Source organism: Anabaena sp. WA102 (assembly GCF_001277295.1).
Classification (GTDB): domain Bacteria; phylum Cyanobacteriota; class Cyanobacteriia; order Cyanobacteriales; family Nostocaceae; genus Dolichospermum; species Dolichospermum heterosporum.
This window is the reverse complement of the sequence record NZ_CP011456.1, coordinates 3,851,715-3,870,354: the sequence shown is the minus strand read 5'-3', so window position 1 is coordinate 3,870,354 and position 18,640 is coordinate 3,851,715. Positions and strand designations below refer to the sequence as shown.

Genomic DNA, 18,640 nt, shown 5'->3' with positions numbered 1-18,640 from the left:
TAAAAAATCTGTGCTATAATGAATCCAGACACCAAAACCAGATTTTTGTAGAAAAATATTTTCCGCCTAACGGCGGTGGGTTAAGAAGGGAAAAGAAAAAAAGAGAAGAGAGCAAAAGAGCAAGAGTGTAAAGGGCTACTAAGTCCTCGCCGCACCACTACACACAAACCGAAAACCAATATCGTGGTCGTTGTTGTTGTAGTCGAGGGAGATGTAGAAGCGAGCAGCAGAACGGAAACATCCAGGACTGTCGTTCCACGAAACACCGCGCAGCAGCTTTGCGCTCCGGCTTGGACTTGTCAAAGCACTGCCATCTGTAGGCGCATTTATATAATTATCTTTATAGTCATCTTGACACCATTCCCAGACATTACCGTGCATATCGTACAAACCAAAAGAGTTAGGGGGAAAAGTTCCTACATCTGTAGTGTGCTGACGATATTTTCCTTTTGGTGCAGAAGCATAGGTATAATCACCATCATAATTTACCAAATCTGGAGTAATACTTTCACCAAAATAAAATGGTGTGGTAGTTCCGGCACGACAAGCATACTCCCATTCTGCTTCACTGGGTAATCTGTATTTTTTGCCTGTTTTTTGACTTAATTTTTCACAGAAAGCAACTGCATCATTCCAACTAACTCTTTCAACTGGGCAGTTATCGCCTTTGAAGTTGGAAGCGTTAGTTCCTATGATAGCTTGATACTGTGCCTGTGTCAATTCATATTTTCCCATGTAGAAACTGGGAACTGTAACTTGGTGTTGGGGACTTTCACTTGAGGATCTATTTTTTTCGCTTTTCGGTGAACCCATGATAAATGTTCCCCCTGGGATTTCCACCATGTCCAACGTCACACCATTTCCTAAGTCTTCTGTAAAGTATTTCGCGCTTGCGTTGCGTCGGTTGGTGATATTTCCCCGTGCGTCTGTGGTGACAACTTCAAAACTAAAGGTTTTAAGGTTATTGGAAGGTATTGGTGGTTGAGGTTTTGGTGGTTGAGGTTTTGGTGATTGTAAAGCTTTTTCTATTGCTGCTATTCTTTGCAAAATCTCATGGGAGTTTTGAGGACGATCTTTATATAAACGCTGCATCATATCATCTAATAAATCTGCCAACATAGATGATATTTGTGGTGCATGATTCCGCCAATTTAATGTTTCATTATAGGAATCATACATGATTGGATCAAGTGGTTCTTTACCTGTGAGTAAATAAACAAATGTCCGTCCTAAAGCAAAAAAATCAGATTGAGGTACAGCATTATGATTAATTTGTTCCGAGGGTGTGTAACCTGCGGAAATTATTCCTGTGACACCACCTTGTTGTTTAAATACTGTAGATGTTACCTTCCTCACAGTCCCAAAATCAATTAATACCAATTCGGCACTTTCAGACCGCAACATAATATTAGGTGGTTTAATATCTCGATGAAAGAAGTCTTTATTATGTACCTGTTCTAAAATAATAATTAGATCTTTTAGCCATTCTATAGCTGTAGTTTGGTTAATAGGACGCAAACCACGTTTTCGCATATATTTTTCTAAATCTTCTCCCACAACTTTTTCCATTACCAAACAATGAATTGGATTTTGGCTATTGTAGGGATAATATTCAAAATAAGCGTCTGATTCTACTTGAGGAATACCGGAATGATGGAGTTGACTTAAAACATCAGCTTCTTGTTTAAATAATTCTACGGCTTTAGGGTTGTTATTAATCAAGACTTTGAGAACTTTAGCCTGATTGGTTCTGACTTCGTTAATCTCATAAGTCACACCAAAGCCACCCCGTCCTAACTGACATTGTACCCGATAACGTTGTTGTAGCAAGACTTCCGAGCCACAGGCTTGACAAAAAAGGATATTATCGGGATTTTGTGGCTTTGGGCAGTTAGAATTGATGCACAGGCTCATAATCTTGGTAGTTAGGACGTTTATAGGACATTCTACCTTGATTTACTGAAAATCAGTAATTTAGGATTTATGCACTGTAAAAATTAATCATTTTATGTATTGAGGAAAAAAGGCTATTTCCGAATTTGATTGATGATTATATTGATCATGAACAGACAAATATGGGAAGCTTGCAAATACGCCAGGGAATGAATTCCCTGTCTCATAGCTCAAGTCCGTTAAAACGGACTAAGGGATTTCACAAGTAAGTGTAGACGCGGTTTCTAACCACCCGTTGAACTTCCGCGAAGCGGTGCTAGACCAAAATATTTTTCTATTAAGTATTAGCCGAGGATTCATGACCAATGACCCATATAGTCTTAAAATATTCTTAATTTCCCCACACAGACTTTTTTGTCTGTAACCTCCAAGTACCACACATAAAAAATATTATGTCTATAGGCTACGTCGCGCTTGTACTTCACGCACACCTGCCCTTCGTTCGTCACCCCGGAAGTGATTATGTGCTAGAAGAAGAATGGCTGTATGAAGCGATTACTGAAACTTACATTCCTTTATTAAAAGTATTTGAAGGCTTAAAACGAGATGGCGTTGATTTTAAACTCACCATGAGTATGACTCCGCCTTTGATTTCTATGCTTCGTGATCCTTTATTGCAAGAACGCTATGATGCTCACTTATCACAACTAGAAGAGCTTATAGAACTAGAATCTGAGCGCAATATTCATAATGGTCATCTGCGGTATTTAGCAGAACATTATGCAACTGAATTTAATCAAGCGCGGGAGTTATGGGAACGTTATCAGGGTGATTTAGTTACAGCATTTAAACAGTTCCAAGATAGTAATAACTTAGAAATTATTACCTGTGGTGCGACTCACGGCTACTTACCATTAATGAAAATGTATCCCCAAGCAGTTTGGGCGCAAATTCAGGTAGCTTGTGAACATTATGAGGAAACCTTTGGTCAAGCGCCTAGAGGGATTTGGTTGCCAGAATGTGCTTACTATGAAGGTGTGGAGCGAATGCTGGCGGATGCTGGTTTACGTTATTTCCTCACCGATGGTCATGGTATTTTATACGCTCGTCCCCGTCCGCGCTTCGGTAGTTATGCCCCGATTTTTACAGAACCTGGTGTAGCGGCTTTTGGTCGAGATCATGAATCTTCTCAGCAAGTATGGTCTTCTGAAGTGGGTTATCCTGGTGCAGCCGAATATCGGGAATTTTATAAAGACCTGGGTTGGGAAGCTGAATATGAATATATTAAGCCCTATATTATGCCCAATGGTCAGCGAAAAAATACTGGCATTAAGTATCATAAAATTACCGGACGGGGCTTAGGTCTTTCCGATAAAGCTCTTTATGATCCTTACTGGGCAAAGGAAAAAGCGGCAGAACACGCTGCTAACTTCATGTATAATCGTGAGCAGCAAACTGGGCATTTACACAATATCATGGGTCGCCCGCCAATTATTGTTTCCCCTTATGATGCGGAGTTATTTGGTCATTGGTGGTATGAGGGTCCTTGGTTTATTGATTATCTGTTCCGTAAGTCATGGTATGACCAGAAAACCTATGAAATGACCCATTTAGCCGATTATTTACGGGCTAATCCTCAGCAACAAGTATGTCGTCCGGCTCAGTCGAGTTGGGGCTTTAAGGGTTTCCATGAATATTGGTTGAATGATACTAATGCTTGGGTTTATCCACATTTGCACAAAGCTGCGGAACGGATGATTGAAATTTCCCAAATTGAAGCTGAAGATGAATTACAGGAAAAAGCACTTAACCAAGCTGCGCGAGAGTTGTTATTAGCACAATCTTCTGACTGGGCGTTTATTATGCGGACAGGAACAATGGTTCCCTATGCAGTCAGAAGAACGCGATCGCATTTAATGCGTTTTAATAAGCTGTATGAAGATGTGAAAGTTGGTAAGGTTGATAGTGGTTGGTTGGAAAAAGTCGAATCAATGGATAATATTTTCCCCAATATTAACTATCGTGTTTACCGTCCAGCATTTTAATTAAGTAGTTCCCATATCCCCGACTTTTTCAAAAAGTCGGGGATCTAAACCCGCAGAATTCTGACTGGGGGTTATTTTTATATACATCTTGTCAAATTGCCACTAAATACTATCTGGGTAAATTACGGCTGTGGTAAGCATCAATAGCATAGACAGGTACGCGTTGGGCATAGTCCATATCTACACCAGTAATAGATTTAGCTAAAGCTGCAAACTTATCAGAAGCCCAGTTGCGTTCGTGAATGGGCTTGCTTTGTTCACCCATAAAGTAGGCTAGAGAACCGATAACAGAAACTGCTACCCAACCAACAACCAATAGAGAAATTAAAATAGTCATTCGAGAACCTCGTTTTTTACTTTTTGTAACCTTATGTAAATAAATATAACAGATTGTTAACAGAAGTTGCAAATTATTTTCTGGTGTGTATGCCCCTAAAATAGGTGAGGTATTCCTCACTGTAATTATTTTGTAATAAAACAAGGGGGAGTGGGGGAGTGGGGGAGTGGGGGAGTGGGGAATAAAAATTACAGTTACTCAACTTCCACTTCCACTTCCACTTCCACTTTTTCTTCTTTCTGACTCGGTGACTCGGTGAATCCTGCTCCCTGCTATAAACTAACCTAACTTAGCAATTTCACCTTCCATGAATTTAGCAATCTGACTAAGTTTTTCCGGTGAGTTGGTTTCCATGTACACTCTCACCAAAGGTTCTGTTCCAGAAGGACGCAGTAACACCCAGCTACCCTCTTCTAAATACAGTTTAATACCATCTTTCCTGCCCACCTCTTTCACCGCAATTCCTGCCACTTCTGAGGGCGGATTTTGGGTGTAGGAATCAATCACTGCGACTTTGTGATCTTCCGTGAGGTGTAAATCCAAGCGATTGTTATACAAAGGTCCATCAGCTTCGGCTATAGCTTCTTGTACCAACTGACTTAAAGGCTTACCTTCATAAGCGATCGCCTCAGCTACTAGCATATCTGCTAAAACCCCATCTTTTTCGGGAATATGCCCAATGATACTTAAACCACCGGATTCTTCTCCACCGATCAAAACGGCGGTTTCCCGCATTTTCTCGCCAATGTATTTAAAACCTACCGCAGTTTCATAAATTTGCAAGCCATACTTAGCAGCAAAATTATCTAATAAATGCGTAGTTGCCACAGTCCTAACAATTGCACCGCTCTTACCCTTGTTTTTAATCAAATGCCGTGCTAGAACTAACAGCACTGTGTTGGGAGTGAGGACATTACCTTGTTCATCAACAATACCAAAGCGATCGCTATCACCATCGGTAGCCAAACCCAAATCCGCATGATCAGCCCTCACGGCTGCCACCAACTCAACTAACTGTTCCCCTTTGGGTTCAGGCATACCACCGCCAAACAGCACATCCCGCCAATCGTGGAAACTTTCTAATTGACAACCACAGTGTTGCAAGACTTCATCTAAATATCCCCGTGAGGTAGAATAAAGGGCATCATATTTGACCTTTAAATTCGCACTTTTAATTTTTTCCACATCTAACAAGGTGTAGATAAAATTTAGATAATCGGGCTTCGGATCAAAAGTAGAAATTGAACCAGATGGGTTACTACCGGGTAACTCGTCCGATGCCGTTTCTATATTGGCGACAATAGTATCAGTAATTTCTGGAGTTGCAGGACCTGCATAATCGGGAATATATTTAATCCCACAATAGGGTGCAGGATTATGACTAGCAGTAAACATCAAAGCCCCTGCGGAATTGAGAAGACGCGCATTGTAGGCAATTACTGGCGTGGGACAATCCCGATCAGTAATTTTCACATTCCAGCCCAAATCCGCCAAAACTGCGGCAGATGTCCGGGCAAACTCGTCTGCTAAAAACCGCGTATCGTAGGCAATTAAAACAGGTTTGTCTTTACTATAGGCAGTTTCCAGATAACTAGCGATCGCTCTCGTTACTTTCCGTACATTAGGAAAAGTAAAATCATCGGCAATAATTCCGCGCCATCCATCAGTACCAAACTTTATCTTACCGGAATTGCTAGGGTTACTCATATTGCCACTCTCTCCCGTGCATTATTATTGCTATTTACTATTAGGAAACATCCAGCAAAGCTGTGGAACAGCCACTAAGCCGCAAGTATCCCCAAGGTAATTTCTCTCACTCTACATGAGCAATGTCAACCCCCGATAGACCCTTTGTTAGTTACCACCTTTGGTCTTTATTTGCCCCCAGCCGGGGACAGGAACATTGGCATTGCCAAATGAGAAGAGGATTTATCAAAGCGCGACAGCATGAACCCCAAGTCAAAGCCTTATTGGCAACAGCTACCCCACCCCAGCGCATTGGCATTCTTGCCCAAAAAGGTGTGTATGAGTTTCATCGTCATCTTCATTGGTTAACCCAGGTTGATGGTGTGGAAAAAGTGGCGAGGTTATTGAGATTGAGTCAAACCCATGAAACAGTTAAATATCGGGTATTACAAATTTTAAGAAAATATCAAAATGCCCCTTTATTATTAGGTAAGCGGATTCTAGAATTAACTTCAGGTGATGAAGGTTTTCCCAAGCCGATTGTGATTGAAAAACAAGATTACTGCTTTCGGTTATATGCCGCTATGGATTGTATATTTATTGAGTCTGATAGCACCTTACATATTTTAGATTTTAAAACAGGTAGATCGGCTTTTGACCACAGACAAGCATTAGTTTATTTACTTGCAGCCCGTTATCTTTATCCTGGTAAACCCGCAGTTGCATCTTTTTATAATTTGGAAGTTTGTAAAAAATCGGAATTAATTACTATTAGTAATAGTGAGTTTAAATCTTTAGAATCTGAGTTAGCAAATATTGCCCATCAACATCAAGAGGATTTACAACAATATGAAGCTAAAAATAGCAACTTTAGTCAAATATTTCCCCCAAATCCTGGAAACCATTGCCGTTTTTGTGCCTTTAGTTCTATCTGTGAATTCGCTGATTTAAAACTACCAAAATCTTATGTGATGCCAATTACAAAATCTCACCCTTCTCCTACATCTTCGTGAGTCGTAATTTGGTGATTTGGGCTTTGGCTGTCAATGTAGCTGTCGGTGATTTGGTGGTACGGTCAGAAACGGTAAGTTCTACCGAGATTGTCTGTGAAGCGGACAAACCTCTTAGAAGTCATTCTAAGGGACTTCCAATTAAAAAAATACCCAAAAATTTCTTGTGGTGCGGGACGAATTGCCCGCTAATCATCAAGGACAGGCAGGATGCCCATCCCACAAAATTGGGTAATTTATTGTTTGGTGTTCCCTAAGACCGCGATGAAGCAGGAAATAAACACTAGGATGATCGCTGTCCAGATGTGTCTAGACTTTGGTAATTTTCGGTAAGTTTTAGAGAACGGTTGTGCTACTGGAGAAAAAATTTCCATGCCAAATTGGAAAATAAACCTTAATTACGGGTATTATATGGTTGAGGCATTCCTCATGTTGATAGTCTAAAAGTCCACTTTTTAATTTTCGGAGCTATTCAATGTCAATTTACGTTGGTAATTTGTCCTATGAGGTTACAGAAAATGACCTCAAGCAGGCATTTTCAGAATATGGAACTGTGAAAAAAGCTCAACTGCCTACTGACCGAGAAACCGGACGCGCCAGGGGTTTCGGCTTTGTAGAAATGAGTTCAGACGCAGAAGAAGAAGCAGCCATTAATGCACTTGATGGTTCTGAATGGATGGGACGCAGCTTGAAGGTTAACAAAGCTAAACCCAAAGAAGATCGTGGTGGTGGTGGTGGACGAGGTGGATATGGTGGTGGTGGACGGAACCGTTACTAAGTTTTAACATCCACAATCAATCATAATTTTATCAAAACAGACACATATTGTGTCTTTTTTAAGTCCTATAGCGGATTTTATCTGAGTGCTGATATTGTAGTTAAGGAACAAGTCAACTTTTTAATTTTCGGAGTCATTCAATGTCAATTTACGTTGGTAATTTATCCTATGAGGTTACAGAAAATGACCTGAGTGGGGTTTTCGCAGAATATGGAACTGTTAAGAGAGTCCAACTACCTACTGATCGGGAGACTGGTCGGAAAAGAGGTTTTGCCTTTGTAGAAATGGGAACAGAGGCAGAAGAAACAGCCGCAATTGAAGCACTTGACGGTGCTGAATGGATGGGACGCAGCTTAAAAGTTAACAAAGCTAAACCCAAAGAAGATAAAGGTTCTTTTGGTGGTGGTCGACGTGGTGGTGGAGGCGAACGTTACTAAGTTTTGCCATTAAAACTCTAATTATCATATTTTGAGGACAGAGAAAATCTCTGTCTTTTTTAATGTATACAAAAGCTTAAATTCATGCTATAGCGGTATGCAATTGAATTAGATACATCCTAGCCCCCTCCTCGCTTGCGGGGAGGGGGTTGGGGGTGGGGTTCTTGTATCTCACTCAACCGAGAACCGCTATATTGTACTATCTCTCAACTTTTCAAGAGATTTATCAAGACCTCAGCAAGCCCTATTTATTTTTAACAAAATCTCTTAAAGAATGATAAGTCAATCCCACCAAAATTAATACTAAAAGCAATATTCAATTGTTCCAAAGTTCCGACTAACCAGCCAACAGTATCAGTGGTGGAAGATTCATAGTGATTAAACAAAATTGCAAATTTTCTTTCTAAGTATGGTTTAACTTTTCCACAAATGAGGACAATTTTTAATAATAAGCCCATTGTTGGGACTGTTCCTTGATTACTAATTAAATCTAAGAAAACAAAGTGCTGTGGTGATGATTGGTTATTAACAACTAAAAAGTTTAATAAATTACTGCAAGTTCTTACCAATAACAAATCATTAATTTTTTGCTCATTGGCTTGAGGTAAAATATCTTGTAAATATTTATATAGTTTTTGGTTGAATTGTTTTTTTCCGTATTGCTTGTCCACAGAAGATATCAAATATTCATATAAATCATCTTTAAAATTACGAAAATTTTTTGCTTGTCCGCCATATTTTATGAACTGTTGGGCAGATTCATGATATGTATTCCCATGTTCAACTTTACCAATAAAATGTTTTAATGTGGTGTATAACTCACTGTCAGTTAACAATGTAGGATTATCTATAGGGCGTAAGATTCTATCGGCCTCGGCAGTTGAGGTGTTTTTCAACATCTGAATTCGCCGCACTTTATAAGTTACATATTGTGATAAATCAATTTCAAATTTTTTTTGTACCTGTGATTGAAAATGTCTAACAGTTTCTTTTTGTTCAATAGTAGAGTTGTCGTTCATTAAACAATGTTCATACAGATAAGGATAACGACGAATTAAGGTCATCAGTGGCTGATTATCTTGCCTCTTAGTTACAGGATGAGTCTCATTTACTACTTGAGTAAATCTCTGTAAAATTAAATACTGTTCGCTGCTGACAAACTGTTTGATTAATTCCCGTAAACGAGTGATTTCGCGGCAACGTAAATTGCTAATTTTATAAGTAGGAGGTATAGCATTAAATAAACTTATCAAATCAGCAATTGCACTATGTATCAGGGGGTTCATGTGCCAGTAGTTGATGAGAATATGGCAACACCGATTCAGGAAAAACTGAAATTCTTCAGATGCGTTCTTAGATGCGGTAATTTTGTCTAAAATTGAGATAATTTCTGGTTCAGGATAATTCGCTCTTTCAATAAATAATGCCCGGAATCTGTCCAATATTTGGTTGGGAGATTCTTTTCGCACTAAGTTTACTAAGTGTTGATAGATTAACTGTTCTTCATGGTAACAGTCATGATAATGGTGAGCATAGTCTAATTTTCGGTCAATTAGTTTCGCCGAATGTTCTTGGGGAACTGTTTTGTCTGAGTTAATATCAATTCTGTTTCTCACTTTTCATTACCTACAGCCTGGAATAAGTATATTTTTTATACGTTTTATTATAAATGGTAACAGTATAAACACGGTTTTAGAATTATTTTTTAATTTGTACAGGTTAGTCTAATGCTGCTGAGAACATTTTACCACATAACACAGGACTTCACTGAGAGCTAAACATGAGGCAGATATAAATTTTTACTACCTAATCTTAAATTTTTAATCAAGAAACATCAGTGACTATGATCACCAAAAAAGAGTAATCCTAAAATTTGGTATAAATTGGAGAATTTTGTGTAAGTAGGTTGGCGTTGAAAATTGTCGTTATGGCAAGGCAAAAGGCAAGAGGCAAGAGTGAAGAGGGTTTGGGCGATTTTACTTTTCTTTACACAGATTGGTTTTATTGTGTTCACCTACTTATATGAATGTAAAAACGCAAGCTACTACCCTCTTAAGTATATTATTACTCATCCTTTGGTGGAGTGCTAATTGCTAAATAGGCAACTTTGGCAGCGGCTTGTTCAGCGGCTTTAATAGAACGCCCTTTACCTTGTCCTAGCATTTTTTCATATAGCCAAACTTCAGCAAAGAAGCGTTCATGATTGTGGTGGGGTTGACTGATTTCTAAAACTCGATATTCTGGAAGAACCTTAAATTGTGCTTGAGTCCATTCTTGTAAGGCTGCTTTATAATTGAGTCTAGCAGGGTCAAGGCGGATTTCTGTGGTTAGTTGTTGGAAATGGGAATCTAACCAAGGACGAATCAGGTTAAGGTTGTTGGTACTCAGGTACAGCGCCCCTAGAACGGCTTCAAAGGAGTCTGCTAATCGTGATTCTTGACCAACATGATCAGCGGTGGCGCTACCGGCTACTAGTAAATATAATTCTAAACCATATTCTCTTGCTAGTTGGGAAAGAATGCGATCGCTCACCAAGACCGAACGAATAGCAGCAAAATCACCGACTGAACAATCAGCATAATGTTCCCATAATACTACGGCAGCCACTAGGCGTACCACTGCATCGCCAACAAATTCTAGCTGTTCATAATTGGCAGTATCAGAAACAGTGGGATGAGTGAGTGCTAAATCTAACAATTCCCATTTAATAGGTGCATTTAGTGACAAACCTAACTTTTGGACTAAACTTTCAAGCTGCCGTTGACGGCGGGGATAAACGCTGGACATTGAGTAAGTTGGGAAAAAAGGGATAATAACTATTAACTTAGCATTAAATTATAGGGTATAAATAAAAGTCTGTTTTTTGTGCAAAAACTTACTACATCAGCATTTTCATAACTTCAACTAGCTGCGGAATCTGGAATTAGCGGATGATACCATACAATAAAAACATAAAAGAAGAGATAAGCTGACGTTTATTCCTGTTTTATTACTTGCATTAGATAAGCATTTAGACTTTCGGGGGTTTCAGCATAGCCATTAAATGCTGTAAGTGCTTGTTCATTGGTAAGTATAGGATGTGGACTGGTATAGTCATTATTAAAAGTGAAACTTAATTTTTCTGCAATGAACAATTTACTTTTACAAGAATCTCTTAAAATTAACCTTAAAAATACTAACACAAACCATATTTCATATTTTCCTCGGAAAACCTTATAATGTTCACAATTAGTAAATTCAGTCATTTTATTATTTAAAATATCTGCTGGAATTTCTGGAGCATTTGGAAACTTTTGTTTGATTTCTTCCAAATCATAATTTGCCGAAACTGACTCTAAAGTTAAATCAATAAAATTTTCAAAATCTTTAGAAAGATTATCAGATAAATTTACACCTATTTCTCTCCCTGTAGAATTTCTAATTTCTACCAAACAAGCATACCAAGCATTAAGCAAAATTGTAGCTTGATGAAATTCTTCTTGTCTATCTTTAAAAAGAGTCATACAAACTTGAAAATCTGGATCACTAACCTCTGATAAATGACATTCATTTTTGATAATTTCTTTGAAAACATTTACTGAAACATAAAAATTTTCAATTGAATAACAAGATGTTTCAAATATTGGTGGGTTATGAGGTGGTAAAGGTTCATTAAAATCTCTATCAATGAAAAATGCTTTTTTGTACTTATCATATTCTCTATGAATAGTAATAAGTCGGTAAACTTCTAACACTTTCTCTCTACCCCCACAATGGATAGCGTGATAATTTTTAATAAAACGCTTGATTCTTGGCACATAATAAGCATTATCTTTACCTTCAAAAAAACAAAATAAACCATCTTTACCTTGTGTTGTATGCAGGATAAATTCTTGATAGGCAACCTGGGGTTTTTCTCGACTCAGTCTGAGTATTTCTGTGTATAACATTAGGCTATAATCGTTTCTGAAGGTTGAATATATTGATCTAATCCAATAGCATATTTATCCAGTTCATTATCAAAAATAAATGGAGAATGGGTTACTGCTAAAAGTAATTCACATTTTCCTGAATTGATAATATCTGGAAGTAATTGTTTTTGCCATATCATTGATAATGATAATTCTGGTTCATCAAAAAGTATAATAAATCTTTTGTCACTTTCAGAAAGGTATATTTTGGAAAATGTAGAAATAATTTGCTTTTCTCCAGAAGAAAGTTTACTCAAGTCAATTTCAGAATCAGTTTTTTCTGATTTGATAAATATTTTGATGGCACTTTCATCATAAAATACTCTTTTATTGATTAAATATTTATTACAAATGTCTTTAAATTTCTTCACCAAATCATCTAATTCTTTTTGTTTATCATATATTTCTACTAACTTTTTTAAAATATAAGTTAGTGATGGATTTCCAAATGATTGATTTTTAACACTATTTCTAATTTCATTTTTATCAGTTTCCGATAATTCTTTACCAACTCTTGCTAAAATAATTTCAATATCATTTTCATTAATTCTATTTAAAAAATTATTGTCTGTGTGAGCAAATCCTTTTACTAACTGACTGAGAATTTCCGAAGTGATTTTAGAAAATCCTTCTTTTAAGAGTTTATCAATTTTACTTTCAATTTGAGTAAAACGTTTTTTAACATCATCCATTCCAAACTGGATAAGTGTATTTTCTTGCTTCAAAATCTCATCATTGTAACCTAAATTATATAAATCTTCTTCAACCCGTCTGTATGTTGGAAAATACATAATCTCACTACCTTTAATACCGGATTCAATTTCCTCTTTACAGGTTCTAAAAAATTGGTTTGATAAATTTTCCTTATTCATTTCGGCTTGCTCAAAAACTCGAAATAGATGAGTTATAGGATATTTTCTGAACTTGGGATTATATTCAAATTCCATTTCTAATTTTCTTCTATTACCTTTGACTTGTATAAATCTAGTTCTTAACATCTCAAATTGAGAATAACCAACCTCATTAATAAATTCCTTAACTATTGGATTATCATAAATTCCTTTAGTCAATTCATTTACACTAGCTTTATCTATTTTAATAGGATTTCTGTCATTAAATTCTAAAATCAATTCATCAAAACTGAATTCATCAAGTCTAAAAAAATTTCTTGTCAAAGTATAATAAAAAAGATTTAAAACTTGAGTCTTACCAATTCCATTTTCACCAACTAGTATCTTTATATTTTCATCAAAAGGAATGTGTATATCATCTGTTCCAAAAAGACCATACACTGAAAAAGATTTTATATTACTTGTGTTCATTTTATTGTCCATATTAATAACTATAGCTATATATTATGTCATAAGTTGTCAAATAGCTCTATTCAAAATTTCATTAGCTAAAATGTTTCAGTCTCTCTCATTTTCTGTAGTAATTGAAAAAACGAACTATGGAAAATAAAATCCAAAGTCCGTTTTCAAAGAGAGTCGGTAGTAAGCCGGGTTCTGTTCTCTTGCGAGGGCAGTTATCTATCTGGGATGTTTGTTACCAAACACCTCTAGCGGCTCTTTTCAAGCGGAACTGGTAAAAGACCAACCGTAGTTCCTCCGGCCTTGCTTCCAACTGGGGTTTACCGAGCCAACGCCTCTCGACGCTGCTGGTGCGCTCTTACCGCACCTTTGCACCCTTACCAACCAATAAATTGACTGGCGGTATCTTTCTGTGGCACTATCCTCACGATCGCTCGCACTGGACGTTATCCAGCAAGTCTGGTCTTTCGGAAGCCCGGACTTTCCTCAAACCAGTCTTAATGACTAATCTGCAACTGCCTACGCCTACTCTCTTCTTTCTCTATTTTACATTTGATTGCATACTCTGTACTACTACCTGAAAATCACTTTTTCTTATTCCAGGGTAGCGCGTAAGTCCAAGGGAGTTTTTTAATAGTAAAAGGACAATTAATAATTGACACTGGAGGAACATTTATTCCTGGCGCAATACCGACTCTCATTTCGGAAATCCGCAGCACAAGTTGTAATGAAAATTCCAAATTTTTTTTGCCATCTATAAAGTCTTTGTATAACTTCTTATCATTCTTCTTGATGGCAGCAATATTAATTAAGGGAGAAGCTGGTTGATATATTCCTGATTCTTTATCTCTTTGAAATACATCTTCTGCGGTGACATTTTCAGAAATTGTCTTTTTAGGAGCAATGATTGTCGGGACTTGGGGTATAGCTAAATCGCGGGTTAAGTCAGGAGATTTGCGAATCACTCGCCGGGACTGTTTGGTATGTTCAACCACGAAAGAACTATTATCCCAATCAACATATACGGCAATGCTATCTGATTTATTTTCAATACTCATTGATAACTCTTTGAGATCAGTTTCTACTTTATCTAAACCATAATTACCTGTTTTGAAGGAAATACCCACGGTGTCTTGGAGATTTTGTTCTTTTAATTGATCATCAACAGCACCATTTTGGAAATCAACTTTTACTATATTGTCTATAGATTCAATCATGCGATTAAATGTCCAATAGACAGTCAGTATGTAAATCATCAAAATAATCAGATTTTGGTCGCCACTTTGCATTTTTATAACCCTGATTTTCTACCATTTTCAAAATTGTAACATAGTCTAAACTATGATTTTTTTGATTTATGTGATTTATGTGATGAAGTTGTATGATGCAATTGAATGTGATTTTTACAGGTGTGACTCTAAATCATCCAAATCATAAAAATCATAAAAATCACAAGAATCATAAAAATCACAAGAATCATCCAAATCATAGGAATCATAGTTCAGACGTTTTATATTTCTTATTAGTAAGTCTTTTAAAGTTCAAACTAAGTAGGTGAACACAATAAAACCAAACTGTGTAAAGAAACGTAAAATCGCCCAAACCCTCTTCACTCTTGCCTCTTGCCTCTTGCCTTTTGCCTTGCCATAACGACAATTTTCAACGCCAACCTACTTAGTTTCACCGAAATTGATTAGTAACCCAATCTCAAGATTATATGCTTCTAAGTAGTTAATTGCTTGTGCAAAATGAACGTCTTCTAATTTAGTTACTGCTTTTATTTCAACTGAAATAACACCTTCGACCAAAAAATCTACTCGTCGTGTTCCTATTTGTTCTTTTTTGTAAAAAATTGGCATTTCAAATTCTCTTGCAAAAGAAATACCCGCCAATTGCATTTCAATTACAAAAGAAGGGAACAGGGAACAGGGAACAGGGAACAGGGAGCAAATAAGAAACACTCATTTGCTGAGTTTAAAGCTCAGTCAAAAAAAGGATATTTTTAAAAGATGCGTAGCACGAAAAAAACAGTGTCATTATTTCAATCTCATGTTTTTAAACATGAGTTTTTCCTGTTCCCTGTTGCCCGTTCCCTGTTCCCTCTGAACAATGCTCTTTGATAAATTACTTCTTGAAAACCATTACCCAATGTTTTATGCACAGTCATAGAACATCCAATGATTTTGGATGTCAGTTCTGAGTATCTATGCTTTTCATTGATCATCTTTTCTTGACCCTAACTTACCCTACCTTACTTGATTATTGTCTAAACTATAATTATTTTGATTACTTTGATTCAATGATCACCATATTAAATCATCAGGCGTTGCTGAATCGAGGTATGAAATTTCCAAATTGAACCTTTAAAAATCTTACCTTTGCGTCTTTGCGCCTTTGCGTGAGACTAAAATTCATACCCTTAATCAGCAACGCCAATCATCATTATCACCAACATCACTACAAATCATAGTTTAGACAGATGCAGGGAAAGAAAAGCAGTTCATAAATTAACTTGCGTGTTCCCAGTCGCTGAGTGATTCAGACTGTTGATTTTTCGCTTTAGTTTTGCGGACTGGTACTTTAGGAGTCCCAATATCAACAGGAGAAAAAGACTGTTTCTTTTTAGTAGACTTGCGTTCTTGTGTATTTTTCATGACTATTTTCACTTTCTGAAAACTTTTAACCACATTTACATAATCAACTTTAATTGATCAAATCCCGGATAAAAGATTGAGGTGATTATGTAAAATTCATCAATCCATAACATCCTATAATTTAGTAGGATCTGCTACAGAAAAACCTTGTTTTCTCGGTTGGATATTTCCTAACTTTACTTGAAAGTTTATTTGGTCACGCATCTTACCAGTTCTGGCTTCTAGCTTCCAATTACCGGGGCGTAAATGCCAAAATATCGCATTGGTTGATTGTGTAGATAAATGTTGATCATTTAGCCACCAGTCTATAGACTGATTTAATGTTCCACTAGCTTTAAATTCTAGTTTTTGCTGTCCCTCTCCAGATGGATACAGCAGAAATAAATCCCCATTACGAGGAGAGATAATGTGGAAATTATCAGGATTAAAATGCAATTGTGGCTGTTTTGCTAACCATTGATCATACACAGGTGATAAATGAAAATCCGTAGATTTTTGATATGCAATTTTATCTTTCACAGAGAAATATTCTTGAACTACGGAAGTACAGCTAGGTGTAGGTTTTAGCCCTGTGATGGCACAAATTGGTAATTTTACCATGCCCTCTGGAGATGGAAAATTAGCGGGTGTTTGATGTTCATGCAGATGTAACATGATTCTGTTCCACAAAGGTGCAGCCCCTGTGACACCGGAAACCTGACGCATGGGTTCACCGTTGAAATTACCCACCCAGGTAGCCACAGTATAATCACTGCTAAAGCCAACTGTCCAGGTATCACGATAATTTGAAGATGTACCAGTTTTGACAGCGACGGGAAAGGGCAAATTTAACACTGAGTCTACACCAAAAGCTGTGGATCGGGCATAGCGATCGCTTAACATATCAATAATTAATTGCCAATAATTGGAAACTAAAGATTGAGAATTTGAATTTGGGGAACTGTTTAATGTAGTTACTAATGGTGTTATTTTCCCCATGTTAGCCATAGTTAAATAAGCCCTAGCTAGTTCCCACAAGTTCACCTCACCACTACCCAAAGTTAAACCCAAACCGTAATATTCAGCATCTTGATTTAAATGTGCAAAACCCAACTCATGTAAGCGATTTAAAAAAGTTTCTACACCCACTCTTTCTAATACCTTTACCGCAGGTACATTTAAAGAATTTGCTAAAGCAACTCTCACTCTCACCGGACCGAGAAAGCTGTTAGTATAGTCTGTGGGACTATATAATTTCGCTCCCGGAATTGCATAATGGGCAGGTACATCTGGCAAAATCGTATGAGGATTAATTACTCCTTTTTCTAAAGCTAATTCATACACAAATGGCTTTAATGTAGAACCAGGTTGTCGTAAAGCTTGTACTCCATCATTTCGTCCTAATTTCACATCATTAAAATAATCAGGCGAACCAACATAACTTAAAACCTCTCCAGAGGAGTTGTCAATTATCACTACTGCTGCATCATGGACATTATTAGCCTTTAAAGAGGAAATTACTTGTTGTACTTGTGCTTCCACAAATTGCTGTAAAGGGCGATTTATTGTCGTGCGAATAGGTGATGATTCCTGATTAGGTGTATTGTTTTGTTTGGCTAACCAAAATAGAAAATGTGGTGCAGCAATAATTCCCTGTTGACGAGGTTGAAATATTATTTTTTCTTTATATATAAGTTGCGCGTCTGCATCAGAAATATATTTTTCCTGTACCATTCTATTTAAAACATATTTCTGTCTTTGCTGTAATCTTTCTCGATGTTGATAAGGATTAAAATAAGTGGGATTATTAGGAATTGCTGCTAAAATAGAAGCTTGGGCTAAGTTTAAATCACTAGCAGGAATAGAAAAGTAAATTTGCGCCGCAGCTTCTACACCATAAATATTTCCCCCCATAGGTAAACGATTAATATAAGCAGCAAGAATTTCATCTTTCGTCATTCCCGCAGCTAATCGCCAAGATAACCAAACCTCTTTTAATTTTGCAGTCATTGTTCGCGGTGAATTATCCAACATTCTCGCCAATTGCATGGTAATTGTGGAAGCACCGGAAACAATTTTTTTATTCTCAATTGCTATTTTTATCGCTCGAAAAATTGCTTTTAAATCTAATGCACCATGTTGATAAAAATGAGCATCTTCGGCGGCTAATATTGCTTTGATGAATTGTGGTGAAACTTGATTTAATTTGACAACTGAGGTATTTTCTTGATCACTGGTTAATATAGTTCCTAATGGTAAATTGTTACGATCTGTAAACTCTATTGCTAATTGATGCTGGGCAATATCTAGACTACGAATAGGGGCAAAATAAGGACATAATCGGATTAATAAACAGATTACAATGCAAGGGACAATAATTTTATTCAGTTTGTAGTTTCGCTTTATCTGCAATTTATATGATTTTATCTCACGCAGAGACGCTAAGACGCAGAGAGTAAGAGTTTTGAGGAAATGAGTTAGTAAATTCATAATAATGTTAAGAATTGTATGCTTTTTGGGAAATAGTTACGTTACATTAGTTATCTATATATCATTCCTGT

At 37.0% G+C, this 18,640-nt stretch carries 16 protein-coding genes and 1 other RNA gene; 4 read left to right on the top strand and 13 right to left on the bottom strand.

Annotated elements, in window-relative coordinates; all coding sequences use genetic code 11:
- Window positions 1-138 precede the first annotated feature (138 nt).
- Window positions 139-1,914, bottom strand: a complete 1,776-nt coding sequence (locus tag AA650_RS16850; protein ID WP_053539889.1) for a bifunctional serine/threonine-protein kinase/formylglycine-generating enzyme family protein — start codon at window positions 1,912-1,914, stop codon at window positions 139-141.
- A 431-nt stretch (window positions 1,915-2,345) separates the two neighbouring features.
- On the opposite strand from AA650_RS16850, the gene AA650_RS16845 reads away from it, so the two are divergent.
- Window positions 2,346-3,938: a glycoside hydrolase family 57 protein gene (locus AA650_RS16845; RefSeq protein ID WP_053539888.1), complete on the top strand. Its 1,593-nt coding sequence runs from the start codon at window positions 2,346-2,348 to the stop codon at window positions 3,936-3,938.
- 109 nt (window positions 3,939-4,047) lie between these two features.
- On the opposite strand, the gene AA650_RS16840 is transcribed toward AA650_RS16845, so the two are convergent.
- Window positions 4,048-4,275, bottom strand: a complete 228-nt coding sequence (locus AA650_RS16840) for a photosystem II protein, Psb35-related (RefSeq protein ID WP_053541320.1) — start codon at window positions 4,273-4,275, stop codon at window positions 4,048-4,050.
- Window positions 4,276-4,554: 279 nt separating this feature from the next.
- Window positions 4,555-5,982, bottom strand: coding sequence for a phosphoglucomutase/phosphomannomutase family protein (locus AA650_RS16835; protein WP_053539887.1), 1,428 nt, complete (start codon window positions 5,980-5,982; stop codon window positions 4,555-4,557).
- Between the two features lie 122 nt (window positions 5,983-6,104).
- Between AA650_RS16835 and AA650_RS16830 the strand changes: the two genes are divergently transcribed.
- The 3 genes from AA650_RS16830 (at window position 6,105) to AA650_RS16815 (ending at window position 8,186) form a co-directional block, all read left to right on the top strand.
- Complete coding sequence (locus AA650_RS16830; RefSeq protein WP_053539886.1) at window positions 6,105-6,974, top strand: PD-(D/E)XK nuclease family protein; 870 nt, start codon at window positions 6,105-6,107, stop codon at window positions 6,972-6,974.
- A 472-nt stretch (window positions 6,975-7,446) separates the two neighbouring features.
- Window positions 7,447-7,749 (top strand): RNA recognition motif domain-containing protein, encoded by a 303-nt coding sequence (locus tag AA650_RS16820; protein ID WP_053539884.1) that lies wholly within the window; start codon window positions 7,447-7,449, stop codon window positions 7,747-7,749.
- Between the two features lie 140 nt (window positions 7,750-7,889).
- A complete protein-coding gene (locus AA650_RS16815; RefSeq protein ID WP_053539883.1) occupies window positions 7,890-8,186 on the top strand; it encodes an RNA recognition motif domain-containing protein in 297 nt (98 codons plus the stop codon).
- A gap of 254 nt (window positions 8,187-8,440) precedes the next feature.
- On the opposite strand, the gene AA650_RS16810 is transcribed toward AA650_RS16815, so the two are convergent.
- The 10 genes from AA650_RS16810 to pbpC form a co-directional block, all read right to left on the bottom strand.
- Window positions 8,441-9,802, bottom strand: a complete 1,362-nt coding sequence (locus tag AA650_RS16810; RefSeq protein ID WP_325064581.1) for a hypothetical protein — start codon at window positions 9,800-9,802, stop codon at window positions 8,441-8,443.
- A gap of 448 nt (window positions 9,803-10,250) precedes the next feature.
- Complete coding sequence (gene rnc, locus AA650_RS16805) at window positions 10,251-10,973, bottom strand: ribonuclease III (protein WP_053539882.1); 723 nt, start codon at window positions 10,971-10,973, stop codon at window positions 10,251-10,253.
- A gap of 188 nt (window positions 10,974-11,161) precedes the next feature.
- A complete protein-coding gene (locus tag AA650_RS16800) occupies window positions 11,162-12,115 on the bottom strand; it encodes a DUF4435 domain-containing protein (RefSeq protein ID WP_053539881.1) in 954 nt (317 codons plus the stop codon).
- The gene (locus AA650_RS16795; RefSeq protein ID WP_053541318.1) at window positions 12,115-13,458 is read right to left on the bottom strand and encodes an AAA family ATPase; all 1,344 of its coding nucleotides are present in this window, start codon (window positions 13,456-13,458) and stop codon (window positions 12,115-12,117) included. Before AA650_RS16795 ends, AA650_RS16800 begins: the two co-directional genes overlap by 1 nt.
- Before the next feature lie 157 nt (window positions 13,459-13,615).
- Window positions 13,616-13,978: RNase P RNA component class A (gene rnpB / locus AA650_RS25365), an RNA gene on the bottom strand.
- Window positions 13,979-14,030: 52 nt separating this feature from the next.
- Window positions 14,031-14,735: a hypothetical protein gene (locus AA650_RS16790; protein WP_053539880.1), complete on the bottom strand. Its 705-nt coding sequence runs from the start codon at window positions 14,733-14,735 to the stop codon at window positions 14,031-14,033.
- Between the two features lie 381 nt (window positions 14,736-15,116).
- On the bottom strand, window positions 15,117-15,344 hold the full coding sequence (locus AA650_RS16785; protein WP_233455404.1) for a GxxExxY protein: 228 nt from the start codon (window positions 15,342-15,344) through the stop codon (window positions 15,117-15,119).
- Window positions 15,345-15,493: 149 nt separating this feature from the next.
- The gene (locus tag AA650_RS26795) at window positions 15,494-15,670 is read right to left on the bottom strand and encodes a GxxExxY protein (RefSeq protein ID WP_081424258.1); all 177 of its coding nucleotides are present in this window, start codon (window positions 15,668-15,670) and stop codon (window positions 15,494-15,496) included.
- Window positions 15,671-15,953: 283 nt separating this feature from the next.
- On the bottom strand, window positions 15,954-16,100 hold the full coding sequence (locus AA650_RS28100; protein WP_015083478.1) for a hypothetical protein: 147 nt from the start codon (window positions 16,098-16,100) through the stop codon (window positions 15,954-15,956).
- Window positions 16,101-16,214: 114 nt separating this feature from the next.
- Complete coding sequence (pbpC, locus tag AA650_RS16780) at window positions 16,215-18,569, bottom strand: penicillin-binding protein 1C (protein ID WP_081424257.1); 2,355 nt, start codon at window positions 18,567-18,569, stop codon at window positions 16,215-16,217.
- Window positions 18,570-18,640 lie beyond the last annotated feature (71 nt).

Bases quoted from the DNA above. Each gene is read 5' to 3' on its own strand.
- AA650_RS16850 (WP_053539889.1), bottom strand. From the start codon at position 1,914: ATGAGCCTGTGCATCAATTCTAACTGCCCAAAGCCACAAAATCCCGAT.
- AA650_RS16845 (WP_053539888.1), top strand. From the start codon at position 2,346: ATGTCTATAGGCTACGTCGCGCTTGTACTTCACGCACACCTGCCCTTC.
- AA650_RS16840 (WP_053541320.1), bottom strand. From the start codon at position 4,275: ATGACTATTTTAATTTCTCTATTGGTTGTTGGTTGGGTAGCAGTTTCT.
- AA650_RS16835 (WP_053539887.1), bottom strand. From the start codon at position 5,982: ATGAGTAACCCTAGCAATTCCGGTAAGATAAAGTTTGGTACTGATGGA.
- AA650_RS16830 (WP_053539886.1), top strand. From the start codon at position 6,105: ATGTCAACCCCCGATAGACCCTTTGTTAGTTACCACCTTTGGTCTTTA.
- AA650_RS16820 (WP_053539884.1), top strand. From the start codon at position 7,447: ATGTCAATTTACGTTGGTAATTTGTCCTATGAGGTTACAGAAAATGAC.
- AA650_RS16815 (WP_053539883.1), top strand. From the start codon at position 7,890: ATGTCAATTTACGTTGGTAATTTATCCTATGAGGTTACAGAAAATGAC.
- rnc (WP_053539882.1), bottom strand. From the start codon at position 10,973: ATGTCCAGCGTTTATCCCCGCCGTCAACGGCAGCTTGAAAGTTTAGTC.
- AA650_RS16800 (WP_053539881.1), bottom strand. From the start codon at position 12,115: ATGTTATACACAGAAATACTCAGACTGAGTCGAGAAAAACCCCAGGTT.
- AA650_RS16795 (WP_053541318.1), bottom strand. From the start codon at position 13,458: ATGAACACAAGTAATATAAAATCTTTTTCAGTGTATGGTCTTTTTGGA.
- AA650_RS16790 (WP_053539880.1), bottom strand. From the start codon at position 14,735: ATGCAAAGTGGCGACCAAAATCTGATTATTTTGATGATTTACATACTG.
- AA650_RS16785 (WP_233455404.1), bottom strand. From the start codon at position 15,344: ATGCAATTGGCGGGTATTTCTTTTGCAAGAGAATTTGAAATGCCAATT.
- AA650_RS26795 (WP_081424258.1), bottom strand. From the start codon at position 15,670: ATGATCAATGAAAAGCATAGATACTCAGAACTGACATCCAAAATCATT.
- AA650_RS28100 (WP_015083478.1), bottom strand. From the start codon at position 16,100: ATGAAAAATACACAAGAACGCAAGTCTACTAAAAAGAAACAGTCTTTT.
- pbpC (WP_081424257.1), bottom strand. From the start codon at position 18,569: ATGAATTTACTAACTCATTTCCTCAAAACTCTTACTCTCTGCGTCTTA.